Origin of the sequence: Rhodococcus sp. ACPA4 (assembly GCF_002300185.1) — a bacterium.
GTDB classification, from domain to species: Bacteria; Actinomycetota; Actinomycetes; order Mycobacteriales; family Mycobacteriaceae; genus Rhodococcus_F; species Rhodococcus_F globerula.
This window is the reverse complement of record NZ_NSDY01000001.1, coordinates 2,712,880-2,730,498: the sequence shown is the minus strand read 5'-3', so window position 1 is coordinate 2,730,498 and position 17,619 is coordinate 2,712,880. Positions and strand designations below refer to the sequence as shown.

Genomic DNA, 17,619 nt, shown 5'->3' with positions numbered 1-17,619 from the left:
ATCAAAGACGAAGAGGAGCACACAGTGGCGCAGGAGCTCAAGCTCGGATACAAGGCCTCGGCGGAGCAGTTCGGGCCTCGGGAGCTGGTGGAGCTGGCAGTTCTCGCCGAACAGCACGGCATGGATTCCGTTGCGGTCAGTGACCATTTTCAGCCGTGGCGACACAACGGCGGCCACGCACCGTTCTCACTGGCCTGGATGACGGCAGTGGGCGAGCGGACCGAGCGCGTGCAGATCGGCACGTCGGTGATGACTCCGACGTTCCGCTACAACCCGGCCGTTATCGCGCAGGCTTTTGCGACCATGGGTTGCCTGTACCCGGGACGCATCATGCTCGGTGTGGGCAGTGGTGAGGCGCTCAACGAGATCGCCACCGGATTCCAGGGCGAGTGGCCGGAGTTCAAGGAACGCTTTGCGCGGCTGCGCGAGTCGGTTCGGCTGATGCGCGAACTGTGGCTCGGTGACCGCGTCGACTTCGAGGGTGAGTACTTCACGACTCGCGGCGCCTCGATCTACGACGTTCCCGAGGGTGGTATCCCCGTGTACATCGCAGCCGGTGGACCGGTTGTCGCGCGGTACGCGGGCCGCGCCGGTGACGGCTTCATCTGCACGTCCGGCAAGGGCATGGATCTCTACACCGAGAAGCTGCTGCCCGCAGTGGCGGAAGGCGCTGCCAAGGCCGAGCGTGACGTCGCCGAGATCGACAAGATGATCGAGATCAAGATCAGCTACGACACCGATCCCGAAGCCGCGCTCGAGAATACCCGATTCTGGGCGCCGCTCTCGCTCACTCCTGAGCAGAAGCACAGCATCGAAGACCCCATCGAAATGGAAGCAGCAGCCGACGCGCTGCCCATCGAGCAGGTCGCGAAGCGCTGGATCGTCGCGTCCGATCCCGACGACGCCGTCGAACAGGTAAAGGCCTATGTCGACGCCGGACTCAACCACCTCGTGTTCCACGCACCCGGACACGATCAGCGCCGGTTCCTCGAACTGTTCGAGCGCGATCTCGCACCGCGGTTGCGCGCACTGGGCTGACGGACAAGCACATCCTTGACGGTGCCTGCCACTCGCCGCGTGGCAGGCACCGTTCGTCTGTCTCGGTGCCACCGGTGGGCTGATTCCCGGTGACGGTCACCACTCATTCGAGCAAGCTGGATGGGTGGCCCCACTAAGCTGTGGGGCATGTCCAGCGCGCCTGCACCCGTGTCGAGTGTCTACATTGCTTCTCCCGAAGGTGATACCGGGAAGTCCACCATTGCATTGGGCGTGATGCAGATGTTGTGCGCGACGGTCGCCCGCGTCGGCGTCTTTCGCCCCATCGCCCGGTCGACTGCCGAGACCGACTACATCCTCGAGTTGTTGCTCGAGCACACCACAGCCGATTTGTCGTACGAGGATGCCCTCGGTGTCACGTACGAGCAGGTGCACGAAGATCCCGAGGCGGCGCTCGCGGACATCGTCGCGAAATACCATGAGGTGGCCGAGCGCAGCGACGCCGTCGTGATCATAGGCAGCGATTACACGGATGTCGCGAGTCCCAGCGAGTTGGGTTTCAACGCCCGAATTGCCGCGAATCTGGGTGCCCCGGTGTTGTTGGCGCTGAAGGGCGCTCGTCGCACCACACCGGAAATACTTCAGCTGGCGCAACTGTGCGCGTCCGAATTGTCCTCGAACCATGCGCATTTGCTGGCGGTGGTTGCCAATCGCTGTGATCCCGCCACGCTCGACGACGTGAATGCCGCATTGGCCGGATTGGGTGTTCCGACCTGGAGCCTGCCGGAGATTCCGCTTCTCATCTCGCCCACGATGGCAGAGTTGATGGAGGCCACCGGTGGCGAATTCTATTCGGGCGATTCCGAATTGCTGCACCGCGAGGCATTGAAGGTGATGGTGGGCGGGATGACCGCCGAGCATATTCTCGAACGGCTCGCCGAGGGAATGGTGGTGATCGCTCCCGGTGATCGCTCCGACGTTCTGTTGGCATTGATGAATGCGCATGAAGCAGAAGGATTTCCCTCGCTGGCCGGCATCATCATGAACGGTGGAATTACCCCGCACCCGGCGATCGCCGCACTGATGGCCGGGCTCAAGCAGCGTCTGCCGATCTTGACGACAAAGCTCGGAACCTTCGACACCGCCAGTGCCGCAGCGCAAACGCGCGGCCGCGTCGCCGTCGGATCGCAGCGTAAGGTCGACACCGCGTTGAGTTTGATGGAACAGCACGTCGACGCCGCAACCTTGTTGGGCCGGATGGCATTACCGATTCCGTCGGTCATGACGCCGCAGATGTTCGAGTACAAGCTGATCGACCGCGCTCGCGAGAACCGCAAGCACATCGTCCTGCCGGAAGGTGGCGACGACCGTATCCTGCGGGCCGCCGGCCGAGTTCTGCAGCGTCAGGTTGCCGATCTGACCATTCTCGGTGACGAGGCAAGCGTGCGCCGACGGGCCGGTGAACTGGGCGTCGACATCAGTGCCGCTCGGATCCTGGCGCCGGCGCAGTCCGAGTACACGGAACGATTTGCGCAGGAGTACGCCGCGCTTCGCGCCCACAAGGGCATGACCGTCGAACGGGCCCGCGACGTGATCGCGGACATCTCGTACTTCGGAACCATGATGGTGCACTTGGGAATTGCCGACGGGATGGTCTCCGGTGCCGCGCACACCACCGCGCATACGATCCGGCCGTCGTTCGAGATCATCAAGACGGCGCCGGGTGTGTCGACGGTGTCCAGCATCTTCCTGATGTGCCTGGCGGATCGTGTTCTCGCGTACGGCGATTGCGCTGTGGTCCCGGATCCGAGCGCGCAGCAGTTGGCGGACATCGCTATCTCGTCTGCGCAGACTGCGAGCCAGTTCGGTATCGATCCGCGCGTTGCGATGCTCTCGTACTCCACCGGGGATTCGGGTTCCGGCGCCGACGTCGACAAGGTTCGTGCCGCAACCGCCCTGGTGCGCGAGCGACGCCCTGACCTGCTGGTGGAAGGTCCTATTCAGTACGACGCCGCGGTCGAGCAAAGCGTGGCCGACCAGAAATTGCCGGATTCACTGGTGGCAGGCAAGGCGACCGTGTTCATATTCCCCGACCTCAACACGGGCAACAACACGTACAAGGCTGTGCAACGCAGTGCCGGGGCGATTGCCGTCGGCCCCGTTCTGCAGGGGTTGAACAAACCCGTCAACGATCTTTCGCGCGGCGCGCTGGTTCAGGACATTGTCAACACGGTGGCCATCACGGCCATTCAGGCGCAGGGAGCGTAAGCATGAGCGACGGCACCGTACTGGTCATCAATTCCGGCTCCTCGTCCATCAAATTTCAACTCGTACACCCGGATACGGCGGAGTTGGTGGCACACGGACTCATCGAGCGCATCGGTGAATCGGACGGCCACATCGTCTACAACCACCGCACCGGAACCTCGGACCGCAACCTGCTCATTGCGGATCATCGCGCTGGACTGAAGATGGTTCTCGAGATTGTCGCCGAAGTGGGGCGGCCACTGAGCGAGGCCGGCGTCATCGCTGTCGGGCACCGGGTAGTACACGGCGGGAACGTCTTCTACGCGCCGACGCTGATCGACGATTCTGTTGTCAAGGCCATCTCCGACCTGTCGACCCTTGCGCCACTGCACAATCCGGCAAACGTGATCGGCATCGAGGTGGCCCGCGAGGAATTGCCCGACGTACCGCACGTCGCCGTATTCGACACTGCCTTCTTCCACACACTGCCGGCGGCCGCGTCGACGTACGCGATCGATCGGGACGTCGCCGAAGCCAACCAGATTCGGCGGTACGGATTCCACGGTACGTCCCACGAGTACGTGTCCGGCCGGGTCGCCGCATTCCTGGGCAAGGATCCGGCAGACCTGAATCAGATTGTCCTGCACCTGGGCAACGGTGCGTCGGCGTCGGCGATCAAGGGTGGCAAGGCAATCGACACCACGATGGGCCTCACTCCGCTCGAGGGCCTGGTCATGGGAACCCGCAGCGGAGATATCGACCCCGGCATCATCTTGCACCTCAACCGGAACTCGGGCATGAAGGTAGACGAGATCGACGACCTTCTCAACCGCCGCTCCGGGCTGAAGGGACTCTCGGGTGTCAACGACTTCCGGGCACTGCTCGAGCTGATCGCCACCGGCGACCAGCACGCGATGCTCGCCTACGACGTCTACATCCACATGCTGCGAAAGTACATCGGCGCCTTCATCGTTCAACTGGGCGGTGTCGACGTCATCACTTTCACCGGAGGAGTTGGGGAGAACAACATCGACGTCCGCCGTGACAGCCTCGCGGGCCTGAGGCGTCTGGGCATCGAGGTCGACGCAGTACTCAACGAGACGAAGAGTCGCGACGAGCGTCGTATCTCTGCATCCTCGTCGGCCGTGGAGGTGCTGGTGATCCCCACCAACGAGGAATTGGCGATCGCGCGCGCGGCGCAGGCGCTGGTTTCCGAACTCCGGTAAATCTCGCACTGCCCGCTTCGTGATCAGAAATTACTGTGCGGCCGAACGCTGTTCGCGAGGTCGACCAGAGCATAGCGATGCGTTCGGGAGAGGGTGGTACGGGCCAGCGTCCGAAGACACATTTCGGCACCCGTGCGCAAACCGCGCTCGGTGAAGGGCAGATCGAGGATGGGTTCGAGTTCGTCGTGCGCTCGGTTTCCGGCCCTGATCCAGTCCAGTGCCGTGCCCAGTACCAGGGTCCGCATCTGCAGGCAGCGACCCTCGTCGGCCGGCAGGGCGCGGACGCGTCTGGCAGCCTCTCGGAGAGTTGCCTCGTCGAGGTTTGCTATCTCGGTGCGCGAGAGCATCGTCAGCACGCTGGTCATGCGGGCAACGTTGTAATGGCGTGAGCTGGTGGGGACCTCGTCCAGCGCCGTGACCGCGGCACCGGTGTCGCCGCGTTCGGCAAGTTGGCGTGCCAACCCGAATGCCGCGCTGACGTAGTTGTGGTCGGTCCGCCACACCGTGCGGTAGTACTTACCGGCGAAGCGGCACCATTGATCAGGATCCTCGGAATCCCATTGTTGCAGTACCAATTCGGCAGTTGCGGCCAGTGCGAGTTTAGGCGCCAACTCGCCGGGCAAAGCCGTGAGAACCGATTCGAAATGGGTGAAAGCCGATTCGAATGCGCTCTGCTGCAATCCCACCAGCCCGCGGTACCACTCGATCTTCCAATGGTCGCCGATGGTGGAATGCAGGTCGTCGAGTATCTTCTGCGCGGCTTCGGGATCACTCAGGTCCAGGTGCGCTTTGGCTTCAGCCAGTCGGAACTCCCCGGAAAACGCCGCCTCGGTTGCTGAGGCAACCCGATCGATCCCACCCTCACGGGCGCGTCGGAGTGCGTCGAGGGTCTGGGACGGCTCACTGTGGACGGCCGCGGCCAGCAACGGTGCACTCGGATCGGTGGGGTCGACCAAGGGGATGGGGAGTGCATGCGCAACCTCGAGTGGATCGAGACCGCTGTCGCGGGAATTGCCGTCGACGTACACGTCGGTCTGCGCAACCAGATCGTCGGTGCCGAAAGAGGTTCGTTGTCTACTGAATACGAGTGAGAGTCCCGGGTTTTCCTGGCCGCTCTGGTGCGCCAGTACCTCGTGGAGAACACCGACAAGTTGGCCGCCGATCTCGTCCGCAGACTGGAATCGTTTCTTCGGATCCGGATCGGTGGCGCGCAGAAGCAACCGGTGGAAGAACTCGTACTCGCTCAGCACCGGCTCGTCGGCAGGATCGGGAAGACCGTCGAGGTAACGGCCGTGTTTGGAGGGCATGTCGAGAGTGAGCACGGCAAGTGTACGGCCGACGGTGTAGATGTCGGACGCAACCGTCGGCCCGGTCTCGATGATCTCGGGGGCCTGGTAACCCGCTGTGCCGTACAGGTATCCGAAATCTTCGATTCCCGACACGGCGCCAAGGTCGATGAGTTTCAACTGGTCCTCGGTGACCATGACGTTCTCGGGTTTGAGGTCGTTGTACGCCAAGCCGGTGGAGTGCAGATAACTCAGGGCGGGAAGGATCTCCAGTACATACCCGATGGCCTGCTCGATCGGCATGTGACGGCCGTCGGGGAACGTGGCGAGTACTTCTCGGAGCGATCGCCCACCGACGTATTCCATGACGATGTAGCCCATGGGGGTGCCGTCGGGTCGAGGGTGCTCGACGAAGTTGAAGATCTTGACGATGCTGGGATGCGCTACTTCTGCGAGGAACTGCCGTTCGGCAACCGCGACGGCCTGTGCCTCGGAATCACCGAAGTGTAAGAGTCCCTTCAGAACTACCCAGCGGTCGCTGACATTGCGGTCGATCGCGAGATAGATCCACCCGAGGCCACCGTGAGCTATCGGCCCCTGCACCTCGTACTGACCGGAAACCAGTTCGCCTTCTTCGAGCAGCGGACGGAAGTCGAAAGTCGAACCACACTTGGGGCACACACCACTCTGGCGCGCGGACGTGCCTGCCGCCTTGCGGCCCACCGGTTCTCCGCACTTCCAACAGAAACGTTTGCGTTCGGGAACCGTCGCATCGCTCATCACCGCCGACGCCGGGTCTACGTGGGGAACCGGGGGAACCTCGACCAGACCGCCGCCCAGACGGAGTTTGCGTGTCGAGCGCGAGCGGCGGGAACGAGTGGACCGGCCCGTCGGCGTCGACACGGAGGAGGGAACGGACTCACGTAACTGTGCGGATGTCTGCTCGGGGCGGGCAGTGGCCACGGTGAAATCCGGCTCGAATCGCGGCGCCGCCTGTGTGGCAGCGTGATCGGGCTCGCCGTTCCGATCCCCGCCGTTCTGATCCTCGTCTTTCGGATCTCGAGATTCTGTCATGACCGCCTCAATCCCGATACGCGGCAGGTGGGGGACCAGGAGTCGGTCCGAGCATGGTGAGCCAACGGTCGTAGAGAGAGTTCCAGGTGCCGTCGGTGCGGATCCGGTCCAGGGTGCCGTTCACGAATCGGACCAGATCGGTGTTGCCTGCGTTGATACCGATCCCGTACGGTTCGGTGCCCAACGAACTTCCGACCATGTCGAGATACGGGTCCTGCGAGGCAAGTCCGGCAAGAATGGTGTCGTCGGTGCTGATGGCGTCTACCTGCCCTTGTTGAAGTACCACAAGGCAATCCGACCACATCGGCACAGTGACAACCGTGGCCGCGGGTTGTAGTTTCTGGATGCGGCTCAGTGACGTCGTCCCGTTCGCGACACAGACCCGTTTATCGGCCAGGTCGTCGATATTGCGAATATCGGATCCCCGTACGACCAGAATGCGTTGGCGCGCAGTGAAGTATTCACTGGAGAACTCGATCTTCTCCCGCCGCTCGCAGGTGATGGACATGGTCTTGACGACGATGTCCACGGTGGAATCCTGCAGGGCTTCGATCCGCTCGTCGGACGTCAGGATTCGGTATTCGATCCTCTCGGGATCGCCGAGGACATCGCGGGCAACTTCGCGGGCGATGTCGACGTCGAAACCCTCGAGGCGTCCGGTTGCGGGATCGCGGAAGCTCATGAGGTTGCTGCCGGTATCGAGTCCGACGATGAGGCGGCCACGTTCGCGAATCTTGTCGACACTCGGCTGCGGCGGGCGAGGATTTGCGTCGGCCGGGACCGGACGCAGGCTGGCCGTCGGATCTCCACAGTCGGCCGACGTTGTCGGCGTAGGGCTGGGCGCGATGGTCGCTTCAGCAGGTAGCGGAGGCTGCGTGTATGGCGTGGTGCTGGACGAGATGAGCTCCTCGCCGGGTTGGCCGCCGCACGCAACCAGGAACAGCGCGGCCGCACCTGCCGCAACCAGCGCACGCGCTTTTCCTCTGCCGCTCACTGATACTCCCGCAGCCGTGGCCAGAATCCGGCGGCGATACCGACAACGCCAAGTATGGCCAGCATCGTCACTCCCGGAGCCGACGCTGACAACACACGCGAGGCGTGTGAGATGTCGGCGCGAAGGCTCTCACGGGAATCCGTTATCGCTTTCCACAAGGCGTCGTCGAGCGCGCGGTACTCGGCAGCGGAATCTTCCGCACCCGATCCGACGGCGATGTTCGCAGCTCCCGTGAAATCTCCGACGCCGAGGCGCAGAGCCATCCGATCGTGCGCCGCCACCCATTGATCACGGGCGTCGATCGCCTGCGTGAGCACGGCGGTATCAACTCCCGACCGCCCATTGCCTTGCAGCTCACGGAGAATGGCGTCGACGTTGCTCACCTTGTTGATGAAGATGTCGGTCTCGTCGCCGTCGGAATCACGCTGGGCCAAACCCAGAGTCTCAACTGTTCGCGCTTGCTGGGCCATGATGCGGGCCTCGGTCAACTCGTGCAGCGGACCCGCTCCCGCGTCGAGCGCGCGGGTGGTGGTGATCGCCGAGATCAACCCGACCGTCAACAGCCAGATCAGCGCTGCAGCAACAGCTATCGAGGCGAGGATCAATCCGAGATTGAAGCGTCGACGGCTGTGTTGCGCGATGCGGATCTGGACTGCGATGAGCATGGACAATGCCAGTGCAAATGCGATGATCGGCCACCACGGTGGGCGGACAAAATCATTCTGAACCTTGGTGACCTGCGCTTCTTGTGCGGAATGCAGGTGCTGAGCCGTGGGAAGCAAGGACGTTTGCATCAGATTCGACGCCTCGCCGAGATACGCGGCGCCCACGGGGTTTCCGACGCGATTGTTGGCACGCGCCGTCTCGATCAGCCCGGTGTACACAGTGAGGTCGGTCGAGATGGAGGTGAGGGCGGCTTGGCCGGCCATGTCCACAGTGTCGAGTCCGGCGGACGCGTTCACTATTTCTGCCGACGCCTCGCCGATCGACTGTGTATAGCGGTCGCGCACCGCCGGCGGTTCCAGTCCGCCCCAGATGAACGCGGTGGCTGCGGCCGCGTCGGCAACCGACAGTGCGCTGTAGAGATTCTGAGCGGAGTTGGCAAGCGGTTCGGTTTCCGTCAGGACGTTGCCCAGGCGCGCTTGACGGTTCTCGATAGTCGCGGCGGCCAGGAATCCCGCCGCCAGGGTGAGCAAGATCAGGACTATCCCGACAGCGGTGAGGCGCCCGGGGGTCGACGTCATGAAATCGCGAAGTTCGCTCTGGATCATCGGCCTGGAGGCGGCTGTATCCACCGGGTCCTCGTCAGGCGGAGCGGGTGCGGTGCGAGGCTCGAGGGAGGGTGTCACGCGGCTGACCATCGAACACCTCTCACTCTCTGCACTCGGGCTGGAGGATCACTGGATTGCGGCCTCTTCGCGAGCATATAAGTATGGTCCGCACCGAGGGCAGATTGAACGGGTTAGTGTGGGGCAGGATAGTGGCGAATTTAAAGGCAGGGCGAGGTAGTCGATGCGTGGTGACGGTGACGGTTGGTCGGTCGGATCGGACGGAACTCGGCATTGGGGGCGTCACGGCGCCGCCGGATTGTTGTTGCGTGCCCCTGACGTAGACGGAACTCCGATGGTGCTGCTCCAGCATCGTGCGGCGTGGAGCCATCAGGGCGGAACCTGGGCTTTGCCGGGTGGCGCGCGTGACTCGCACGAAAACACAACGCATGCGGCAGTTCGAGAAGCACACGAAGAAGCCGGAATCGACGAGTCGTCGGTGCGGGTGCGGGGAGACGTCGTCACCATGCGCGCCGAGAGCGGATGGACCTATACGACGGTGGTTGCAGACGTCGAAAGTCCACTCGAGACGGTCGCGAACGGTGAGAGCACCGAATTGCGGTGGGTGCGAGAGGACGACGTCGAGAGCCTGCCGCTACATCCAGGATTTCATTCGGCCTGGCCGAGCTTGCGAACGTCGGTTGTTCCGGCGGACGAGGGAACGGATCAAGGCGGTGCCCGGACTGTTGTATTGCCGGACGGACGATTCGGTTGGACGTCGGGTAGTGCGGATTCTCTACAAGACGCCTCGGAGGCATCTCGCGCCCAGGCGTAGGACGGCTTCTCGCGCTCAGGCGTAAGACAATCCCGAGAAATACAAGAAGGGTCGGACTCGTCAGAGCCCGACCCTTTTCGTTGTAGTTTCGGCGCGGGCGGCAACGCGAACGAAGGGTCCGCAGCCAGCCGAAACGGCGCTCAGCTGAGCGTGTTCAGCGCGGTGATGAAGGAAACGGCGGTGATGCCGAGCTTGAGCAGTTCGCTGATCTTGCCGAGGTTCAAGTCTTCGAGTGAAGCGGTGCTCAGCGAGGCGGTGTCGATCGATCCCATGAAAACTCCTAAATTCGAATTGTTAGCTGAAGGTAAGCTATATCAGGAGAGTGCTGAATGCGGGACCAATGGACAGATCTGTGACCAAAATCACTAATTGGGATCATTCGGGCTGGTTAACGGACAATCGTGCAGCTTGTTTCTTGTCGAACTGGACAAGTTGACCAGTCCGGAACTTGCAGCTGGCCGCGAGCTGAACTGGAAGGTAACTAGAACACCATCATGTCGGCGAGGCGGCGCGCGGCTGCCTGCGGATCCGCGGCTTCCGTGATCGCACGAACGACGACAATTCGGGTGGCTCCGGCTTCGATGACCTCCGGAACGCGCGCCTCGTCGATGCCGCCGATCGCAAACCAGGGGCGCGTCGGCGTTGCATCGGCAGTCGAGCGGACCAGATCCAAGCCGGCCGCGCTGCGGTTCGGCTTGGTCGGTGTCGCCCAGACGGGGCCGGTGCAGAAGTAGTCGACGCCCTCTTCGATTGCAGCCAAACTTGCCTGCGCGCGTGAGCTCGTGGAACGGCCGATGACAACGTCGTCGCCGACAACCGTCCGCGCGTAGGGGACGGGGATGTCGTTCTGGCCGAGGTGCAACACATCGGCGCCTGACGCCATGGCCAGGTCGGCGCGGTCGTTGACGGCCAGGAGTGCGCCGTGACGCCTCGCGGCAGCCGAGAGAACGCCAAGCGCGATCAGCTCGTCCTTGGCTTCGAGCGGCCCGAACTCGCGCTCGCCTGCGGAGCCCTTGTCCCGGAGCTGAATGATGTCGACGCCACCGGACAACGCGGCTTCCGCGAACTGTGCAAGGTCGCCTTTGTCGCGACGTGCGTCGGTGCACAGGTACAGCCGTGCTGCTGCCAGGCGCTCGCGCCGGTCGAAGAGGTTACTGGGATGTGTGGGGTGCACGAAGCAAACGGTAGCCTCTAGGAAGCAAGGTTCGACACGGGAGTCCCGAAACTGTGCTGTCGCATTTGTCGCGAAGGCAAAGTTCGTGGGGCTGAGAGGGGATCGCGGCAAAGATCCCGACCGTCAGACCTGACCCGGATCATGCCGGCGCAGGAAGAAAAGGGTGGAATTTGTCATGAGCACGCACGCACGCTCGGTTGCGGTGGTCGGCGGGGGAGTCATCGGACTGTCCATTGCCTGGTACGCAGCGCGCGACGGATGGGCAGTACAGCTGTACGACCCGGCGATCGGAACCGGCGCATCCTGGGTCGCCGGTGGAATGCTCGCCCCGCTGTCCGAAGGATGGCCAGGTGAGGAAACGGCATTGACCGTCGGCGCAGCCTCGTTGGAGCGGTGGCCGGATTTCGGCGCGCACCTGCAGAAGTTCGGACCGTCGGTGTTCACCACCGACAGTTCACTCACCGTCGCTCTCGACAGCGCCGACGCCCAGGACCTGGCGACCATCGCGGAATGGGTCAGCGCGCAGGGACACGAACTACAGATCCTCGGCCGAGCGCAGATCCGTGAACTCGAACCGATGCTCGGCCGCGGCATTCGCTCGGGGCTCATGGCTGTCGGTGAATCCGCTGTCGACAATCGTGTGTTGCTGGCCGCTCTGCAGGCCGCGTGCGTGGCGTCGGGCGTCGAATTGATCAACCGCGCTGTCCACGATCTCGCGGAACTCGATACCGATCAGATCGTGCTGAGCGCGGGAATCACCTCACCGAAGCTGTGGCCAGGATTACCCGTTCGGCCGGTCAAAGGTGAGATCCTGCGTTTGCGCAGCCGGCCGGGAGTGACGCCGGCGCCCAGTCGAACCATCCGCGGCAGCGTCCACGGCCGACCCGCGTACCTCGTGCCGCGCGGCGACGGAATCGTGGTCGGTGCAACACAATACGAATCGGGCGAGGACACGCAGGTCACCATGGCCGGTGTGCGAGACCTGATCAACGACGCCGAAGCACTCATGCCGGCGATCGGTGAATACGAACTCTACGAGTGCGCGGCCGGCTTGCGTCCGATGACGCCGGACAATCTACCGCTGATCGGGCGGGTCTCGGAGCGTGTTGTCATCTCGACCGGGCACGGCAGGAACGGTGTGCTCCTGACTCCGGTCACCGCAGACGCGACACTCGCGTTGTTGAACGGCACATCATTGGTCGAGGTCAAAGGAACCGAACCCCAGCGGTTCGCAGCAGTGAAGGAAAATTCATGAGTGAGCAGGTCCCGATTGGGATCACCGTCAACGGCGAAGAACTCGAATTCGATCGAGCCGTCACGGTGACCGAACTTCTGACACACCTCGAACTGCCAAGCAAGGGAATTGCCGTCGCCGTCGACGGTGCGCTCTTCCCGCGTGGACGCTGGGACGAATCCGTCTCGCGTGGTTGGGAAATCGAGATCCTCACGGCGGTGCAGGGTGGCTGAACACGATCTCCTGACTATCGCGGGCCGTACGTTCGGCTCGCGGCTCATCACCGGGACCGGCGGCGCTGCCAACCTCGCAGTTCTCGAGGAAGCGCTGGTCGCGTCCGGCACCGAACTGACCACTGTCGCGATGCGACGCGTCGACGCTGCCGGCGGTACCGGCGTGCTGGATCTGCTTCGGCGCCTCGGAATCGAACCACTACCGAACACGGCCGGATGCCGCGGCGCGGCCGAAGCGGTGTTGACGGCGCAGCTGGCACGTGAGGCGCTCGAGACCAGTTGGGTGAAACTCGAAGTCATCGCCGACGAGCGAACCCTGCTACCCGACGCCATCGAACTTGTCTCCGCTGCAGAACAATTGGTCGACGACGGATTTACAGTGCTGCCGTACACGACGGACGATCCGGTTCTGGCGCTTCGGCTCGAAGAGGTCGGTTGCGCGGCGGTCATGCCGCTCGGTTCGCCCATCGGGACCGGGCTGGGCATCGCGAACCCGCACAACATCGAGATGATCGTCGAACGCGCAGGCGTGCCGGTCATTCTCGACGCCGGAATCGGAACGGCCAGCGACGCAACACTTGCCATGGAGCTGGGCTGCGACGCAGTGCTTCTCGCAACGGCGGTCACCAGGGCCAAGAATCCCGCGCTCATGGCGTCGGCGATGCGTCATGCCGTCGTTGCCGGTTTCGAGGCCAGGCACGCCGGCCGGATCCCGAAACGATTCTGGGCGCAGGCATCCTCCTAGGGGTCTTCTCGGGGTGGTTCCCGGGGTCCACGTCCTACCTGGGTACCACGTCGAACTAGACCTGCGACCGATGTGCAGGCGGTGCCGGATCAGGCAGAGTTCTGCTCATGATTGAACTGAGGGGATTGACCAAGGTTTACGGACCGACCAAGGCGGTGGACGATCTGACGTTCACCGTCCGCCCCGGCATCGTCACCGGGTTCCTCGGACCCAACGGCGCCGGCAAGTCGACGACGATGCGGATGATCCTGGGGTTGGATCGCCCGACGTCGGGTGAGGCGCTGATCGAAGGCAAGTCGTACCGCGAGCTCAAGGATCCGTTGCGTACCGTCGGCGCTTTGCTCGACGCGAAGTGGGTTCATCCGAACCGCAGCGCCAGGGCGCACCTGCAGTGGATGGCCGCGTCGAACGGGATTCCGAAGTCTCGGGTAGACGAGGTTCTCGGCCTCGTGGGGCTGTCCGAGGTTGCGGGCAAGAAGGCCGGCGGGTTCTCGCTCGGTATGTCTCAGCGTCTCGGCCTGGCCGGTGCGCTGCTGGGTGACCCGAAGGTGCTCCTGTTCGACGAGCCCGTCAACGGTCTCGATCCGGAGGGCATCGTCTGGATCCGTAAGTTCATGCAGCGACTGGCTGCCGAGGGACGCACCGTGCTGGTGTCGAGCCACTTGCTGTCGGAAATGGCTTTGACCGCGGAACAATTGGTTGTCATCGGTCGAGGTCGACTGATCTCGGACTCGACTGTCGCCGAGTTCGTCGATCGTTCGTCCGAGTCGACGGTTCGAGTGCGTAGTCCTCAGCTCGATGCATTGCGCAGCGTGTTGACGTCGCAGGGATTGACGGTGCGCGAAGACGGTTCGAGTGTTGTTCCCGCTCTGGTCGTTGTCGATTCCACCACCGAAATCGTGGGTAACTTGGCTGGTGCGCAGGGAATTGTGCTGCACGAGTTGGCTTCTCAGCGTGGTTCGCTCGAGGATGCCTTCATGAAGCTCACCGGCGACGATGTCCAGTACCACGCGACCGGGGTCACAGGCCCCGCCGTCGCGCAACCGAACGCTCACCAGAATGTCATGGGAGGTGCACTGTAATGGCTGTTCTCAGTGCTGAACGCATCAAGATCACCACGACCAAATCGCCACTCTGGTGCTCGGTCATCATCGTTGTTCTCGCTCTCGGATTTGCCGCCATCATGGGCACGGTAGCCAAGTCTGCGCTGACGTCGGACGCCCAAGGCGCCCCCGAACTCGACGCGGCACTTGCCACCGCCGGAATCTCGGGCTTCGGAATCATGGTCCTCATGATCATGGCGGCACTCGCGATCACCAGTGAGTACCGCTTCGGAACGATTCGCACCACATTCCAGGCAGTGCCCAATCGGGCATCGGTTCTCGCCGCCAAAGCCGGCCTGATCGGTGGATTCGGGGCAGTCCTGACCTTCGTTCTGGCATTCGGTGCCTACGCGATGGCCAAGGTCTTGGCCGGTGCCGACGCCAGCGTCGGCTTGACGCTGTCGAGCAGCTCTGACTGGCGCGCGATGTACGGCATCCCGATCTACGCGTTCTTCTGCGTCGTACTAGCCGTGGGTGTCGGTGCGATCATTCGTCAGTCGGCCGGTGCGATCGCCTTGCTGCTGCTGTGGCCACTGCTCATCGAGAGCCTCTTTTCACTGTTCGGCAGCTTCGGCGAGAAGATCATGCCGTTCCTGCCCTTCAACAACGCAAACCACTTCCTCAGCCCTGAAATGACGACCGGCGATTTCCACTGGGGACCGTGGGGCAGCCTGATCTACTTCGCGGTGTTCGTGCTGGTCATCTTCGGCATCAGCATTGTCCTGGTGAATCGCCGCGACGCCTGACCTCGACGCCTGACACTGTGCGCCCTTGTCGACCGCCCGCGGTTGATAAGGGCGCACTGCCGTTTCCTTATCGGCTCCCGCGGTTACTCTTTCGCGCATGAGACTCCATCACGCGTTGGCAATCGGCATAGCCGGGGTTCTGGTGCTTGGTGGATGTTCGGCCGGGGCCAGGCCCGCAGACACGGCACTGATCGAACCGCAGGCCTTCTCGGGGACGGTCACCGTCGACGCGGTCATGGGCCATCTCGATCAGTTCGGCAAGATCGCAGCTGCCAACGGTAATACTCGGTCCACGGAAACCCCGGGGTACGACGCCAGCGTCGACTACGTCGCAAACCTGCTCGAAGACAATGGTTTCGACGTGGAAACCCCGGAGTTCGCGTTCAGCTCCTTCGACCCAGGAACCGAGCTGTTGACCTCCTCAGACGGAGTCGACTTTCCGGTCCGCGCATTGACCTACTCGACGTCCACCGGACCGGACGGGATCACCGCACGCGTCGTGTCGGTACCCGCAGACGAGACACCAGGTTGTGAAGCCTCCGACTACGACGGGCTCGATGCTGCGGGAGCTATCGTCCTCGTCACCCGCGGGGTGTGCCAGTTCGGCGCCAAGCAGACCATCGCAGCAGATCAGGGCGCCGCTGCACTGTTGGTGGTCAACAACGAAGACGCGATGTTGGGCGGCGGAACCCTGGGCGATCCGGATATTGCGCGGATTCCCACGGGAGGCATCAGCCTGTCGTCGGGGCAACAGCTTGCCTCAGAGGGCGGTGACGTCACTCTGGTGCTGGACACGGTCACCACCACAACACGCTCGCGCAACGTCATCGCGCAGACGAAGACCGGATCAAGCAGCGACGTTGTCATGGTGGGCGCTCACCTGGACAGCGTTCCCGAGGGGCCAGGTATCAACGACAACGGCAGTGGCAGCGCGGCCATTCTGGAGACGGCGCTGCAGCTCGGTAGTTCGCCGGACATCACCAACGCGGTGCGGTTTGCGTTCTGGGGCGCCGAGGAACTTGGCCTCGTCGGCTCGACCGAGTACGTTGCCGGGCTCAGCCCGGAGGAACAAGCGGCCATCGCGCTGTATCTGAATTTCGACATGCTCGGCTCACCCAACCCCGGATATCTGGTCTATGACGGTGACAATTCGGATGGTCTCGGCGAAGGTCCTGGCCCGGAAGGCTCCGCCGGTATCGAACGCACCTTTGTCGACTATCTCGGCGGTCGCGGAATTCCGGCAGAGGGAACCGACTTCGACGGACGATCTGACTACGGCCCGTTCATCGAGATCGGAATTCCGGCAGGCGGCGTGTTCAGCGGAGCCGAGGAGCTGAAAACCGTCGAGCAGGCACTGAAATGGGGCGGCGAGCCCGGCGTGAGTTTCGATCCGAATTATCACACCGCCTTGGACAATCTCGACAACATCGATCGGGACGCACTCGCCGCGAATTCCGCTGCGGTGGCGTTTGCGGTGGCAACGTACGCGCAGGATATCGGGGGCCTCAACGGAGTTCCGGTAGGCGAGGCCAGAACCTTGGCTCGAACCCGGTGATCATGAGGCGCGCGGTGAGCAGCTCTAGGTTACTCTCGAGTAATGAGCGATCCGATCCCGAGCGAAGTACCCGGTGACGTGCGCGATGCCGCTCCTTCCGGCGTCCGCTCGGTCATCGGATCGGTGCTCAACACCGCGTCGGATCTGAACGGACACCAGCAGCTCATCGAGGCGCTACGACGTGTACGTCGGTTGCTTCCGGGCGACCCGGGGTTCGGCGACCCGCTCTCCCTGTCGGGGCCTGGCGGCGCACGGGCGGTGGCACGCGTCGCCGATCGTTTTCTCGACCACAAACCGGCCGCTACCAGGGAAATGAGCCTCGGCGCGTTGCAGGTGTGGCAGGCGGCCCTCGAGAAGATGGGCCGAGGCCGTGGTGATCAGGAACTGACTATCGTCTTCACGGACCTCGTCGGTTTCTCCACGTGGTCGCTCCACGCCGGCGACGGGGCGACGCTCGCGCTCCTGCGGGCGGTCGCGCAAGCTGTCGAAACACCCATCACGGATCGCTACGGTCACGTCGTGAAACGGATGGGCGACGGACTCATGGCAGTGTTCACCAGCCCAGACGCGGCAGTGGCCGCGGTCTTCGCGGCGCAGGAAGCCCTGGCGCAGGTCAACCTCGACGGCTATCGGCCCAAGATGCGCGTCGGCCTCCACACCGGAACACCCCGGCAACTGGGCGACGACTGGTTGGGTGTCGACGTCACCATCGCCGCCCGGATGATGGGATTGGGCGGCGACGGCAACGTCATGATGTCTGCGGCAACTCTCGAAGAACTTGCGCCGGGAACCCTCGAAGAGCTGAACCTGGAGATCCGTCCGTGGCGCCGCGGATTCTTTGCGACGACGCCGAACGGAGTACCGCAGGATCTGGGTATCTGGCGCGTGTGGCAGGCCTGATAC

General features: G+C 63.2%; 16 protein-coding genes. 11 read left to right on the top strand and 5 right to left on the bottom strand.

The window, feature by feature from the left end:
* Positions 1-24 precede the first annotated feature (24 nt).
* From fgd to CJ178_RS12420, 3 genes are all read left to right on the top strand, one after another.
* Entirely contained in the window at positions 25-1,038 is a 1,014-nt protein-coding gene (gene fgd / locus CJ178_RS12430) for a glucose-6-phosphate dehydrogenase (coenzyme-F420) (protein ID WP_033235619.1), read from the top strand.
* A gap of 147 nt (positions 1,039-1,185) precedes the next feature.
* Positions 1,186-3,264: a phosphate acetyltransferase gene (gene pta, locus CJ178_RS12425; protein ID WP_095887950.1), complete on the top strand. Its 2,079-nt coding sequence runs from the start codon at positions 1,186-1,188 to the stop codon at positions 3,262-3,264.
* 2 nt (positions 3,265-3,266) lie between these two features.
* The gene (locus CJ178_RS12420; protein WP_095886792.1) at positions 3,267-4,469 is read left to right on the top strand and encodes an acetate kinase; all 1,203 of its coding nucleotides are present in this window, start codon (positions 3,267-3,269) and stop codon (positions 4,467-4,469) included.
* Between the two features lie 23 nt (positions 4,470-4,492).
* On the opposite strand, the gene CJ178_RS12415 is transcribed toward CJ178_RS12420, so the two are convergent.
* The 3 genes from CJ178_RS12415 to CJ178_RS12405 are packed head-to-tail and all read right to left on the bottom strand — an operon-like array spanning position 4,493 to position 9,184.
* On the bottom strand, positions 4,493-6,829 hold the full coding sequence (locus CJ178_RS12415) for a serine/threonine-protein kinase (RefSeq protein ID WP_095886791.1): 2,337 nt from the start codon (positions 6,827-6,829) through the stop codon (positions 4,493-4,495).
* Between the two features lie 7 nt (positions 6,830-6,836).
* Positions 6,837-7,766, bottom strand: a complete 930-nt coding sequence (locus CJ178_RS12410) for a glutamate ABC transporter substrate-binding protein (RefSeq protein ID WP_257013365.1) — start codon at positions 7,764-7,766, stop codon at positions 6,837-6,839.
* Between the two features lie 53 nt (positions 7,767-7,819).
* The gene (locus tag CJ178_RS12405) at positions 7,820-9,184 is read right to left on the bottom strand and encodes a hypothetical protein (RefSeq protein WP_095886790.1); all 1,365 of its coding nucleotides are present in this window, start codon (positions 9,182-9,184) and stop codon (positions 7,820-7,822) included.
* A 151-nt stretch (positions 9,185-9,335) separates the two neighbouring features.
* On the opposite strand from CJ178_RS12405, the gene CJ178_RS12400 reads away from it, so the two are divergent.
* On the top strand, positions 9,336-9,926 hold the full coding sequence (locus CJ178_RS12400; protein WP_045064023.1) for an NUDIX hydrolase: 591 nt from the start codon (positions 9,336-9,338) through the stop codon (positions 9,924-9,926).
* A gap of 140 nt (positions 9,927-10,066) precedes the next feature.
* Here CJ178_RS12400 and CJ178_RS33210 read toward each other — a convergent pair whose 3' ends face one another.
* Both CJ178_RS33210 and thiE read right to left on the bottom strand, forming a co-directional pair.
* Positions 10,067-10,198 (bottom strand): hypothetical protein, encoded by a 132-nt coding sequence (locus tag CJ178_RS33210; protein ID WP_255285215.1) that lies wholly within the window; start codon positions 10,196-10,198, stop codon positions 10,067-10,069.
* A gap of 209 nt (positions 10,199-10,407) precedes the next feature.
* On the bottom strand, positions 10,408-11,100 hold the full coding sequence (gene thiE, locus CJ178_RS12395) for a thiamine phosphate synthase (RefSeq protein WP_033235613.1): 693 nt from the start codon (positions 11,098-11,100) through the stop codon (positions 10,408-10,410).
* A 175-nt stretch (positions 11,101-11,275) separates the two neighbouring features.
* On the opposite strand from thiE, the gene thiO reads away from it, so the two are divergent.
* From thiO to CJ178_RS12360, 7 genes are all read left to right on the top strand, one after another.
* A complete protein-coding gene (thiO, locus tag CJ178_RS12390) occupies positions 11,276-12,355 on the top strand; it encodes a glycine oxidase ThiO (protein ID WP_095887948.1) in 1,080 nt (359 codons plus the stop codon).
* Complete coding sequence (gene thiS, locus CJ178_RS12385) at positions 12,352-12,567, top strand: sulfur carrier protein ThiS (RefSeq protein ID WP_033235612.1); 216 nt, start codon at positions 12,352-12,354, stop codon at positions 12,565-12,567. Before thiO ends, thiS begins: the two co-directional genes overlap by 4 nt.
* The gene (locus CJ178_RS12380) at positions 12,560-13,312 is read left to right on the top strand and encodes a thiazole synthase (RefSeq protein WP_033235611.1); all 753 of its coding nucleotides are present in this window, start codon (positions 12,560-12,562) and stop codon (positions 13,310-13,312) included. The genes thiS and CJ178_RS12380 overlap by 8 nt, the downstream gene beginning before the upstream one ends.
* Positions 13,313-13,419: 107 nt before the next feature.
* Positions 13,420-14,394, top strand: a complete 975-nt coding sequence (locus CJ178_RS12375; RefSeq protein WP_033235610.1) for an ABC transporter ATP-binding protein — start codon at positions 13,420-13,422, stop codon at positions 14,392-14,394.
* Positions 14,394-15,161: an ABC transporter permease subunit gene (locus tag CJ178_RS12370; protein ID WP_033235609.1), complete on the top strand. Its 768-nt coding sequence runs from the start codon at positions 14,394-14,396 to the stop codon at positions 15,159-15,161. Before CJ178_RS12375 ends, CJ178_RS12370 begins: the two co-directional genes overlap by 1 nt.
* 97 nt (positions 15,162-15,258) lie before the next feature.
* Positions 15,259-16,716 (top strand): M28 family peptidase, encoded by a 1,458-nt coding sequence (locus tag CJ178_RS12365; protein WP_179300743.1) that lies wholly within the window; start codon positions 15,259-15,261, stop codon positions 16,714-16,716.
* Between the two features lie 42 nt (positions 16,717-16,758).
* On the top strand, positions 16,759-17,616 hold the full coding sequence (locus CJ178_RS12360; RefSeq protein ID WP_095886789.1) for an adenylate/guanylate cyclase domain-containing protein: 858 nt from the start codon (positions 16,759-16,761) through the stop codon (positions 17,614-17,616).
* The last annotated feature ends 3 nt before the right edge of the window (positions 17,617-17,619 follow it).

Excerpts from the sequence above, each read along its gene's own strand:
- pta (WP_095887950.1), top strand. The coding sequence starts at position 1,186 with ATGTCCAGCGCGCCTGCACCCGTGTCGAGTGTCTACATTGCTTCTCCC.
- CJ178_RS12420 (WP_095886792.1), top strand. The coding sequence starts at position 3,267 with ATGAGCGACGGCACCGTACTGGTCATCAATTCCGGCTCCTCGTCCATC.
- CJ178_RS12415 (WP_095886791.1), bottom strand. The coding sequence starts at position 6,829 with ATGACAGAATCTCGAGATCCGAAAGACGAGGATCAGAACGGCGGGGAT.
- CJ178_RS12405 (WP_095886790.1), bottom strand. The coding sequence starts at position 9,184 with ATGGTCAGCCGCGTGACACCCTCCCTCGAGCCTCGCACCGCACCCGCT.
- CJ178_RS12400 (WP_045064023.1), top strand. The coding sequence starts at position 9,336 with ATGCGTGGTGACGGTGACGGTTGGTCGGTCGGATCGGACGGAACTCGG.
- CJ178_RS33210 (WP_255285215.1), bottom strand. The coding sequence starts at position 10,198 with ATGGGATCGATCGACACCGCCTCGCTGAGCACCGCTTCACTCGAAGAC.
- thiO (WP_095887948.1), top strand. The coding sequence starts at position 11,276 with ATGAGCACGCACGCACGCTCGGTTGCGGTGGTCGGCGGGGGAGTCATC.
- thiS (WP_033235612.1), top strand. The coding sequence starts at position 12,352 with ATGAGTGAGCAGGTCCCGATTGGGATCACCGTCAACGGCGAAGAACTC.
- CJ178_RS12375 (WP_033235610.1), top strand. The coding sequence starts at position 13,420 with ATGATTGAACTGAGGGGATTGACCAAGGTTTACGGACCGACCAAGGCG.
- CJ178_RS12370 (WP_033235609.1), top strand. The coding sequence starts at position 14,394 with ATGGCTGTTCTCAGTGCTGAACGCATCAAGATCACCACGACCAAATCG.
- CJ178_RS12365 (WP_179300743.1), top strand. The coding sequence starts at position 15,259 with ATGAGACTCCATCACGCGTTGGCAATCGGCATAGCCGGGGTTCTGGTG.
- CJ178_RS12360 (WP_095886789.1), top strand. The coding sequence starts at position 16,759 with ATGAGCGATCCGATCCCGAGCGAAGTACCCGGTGACGTGCGCGATGCC.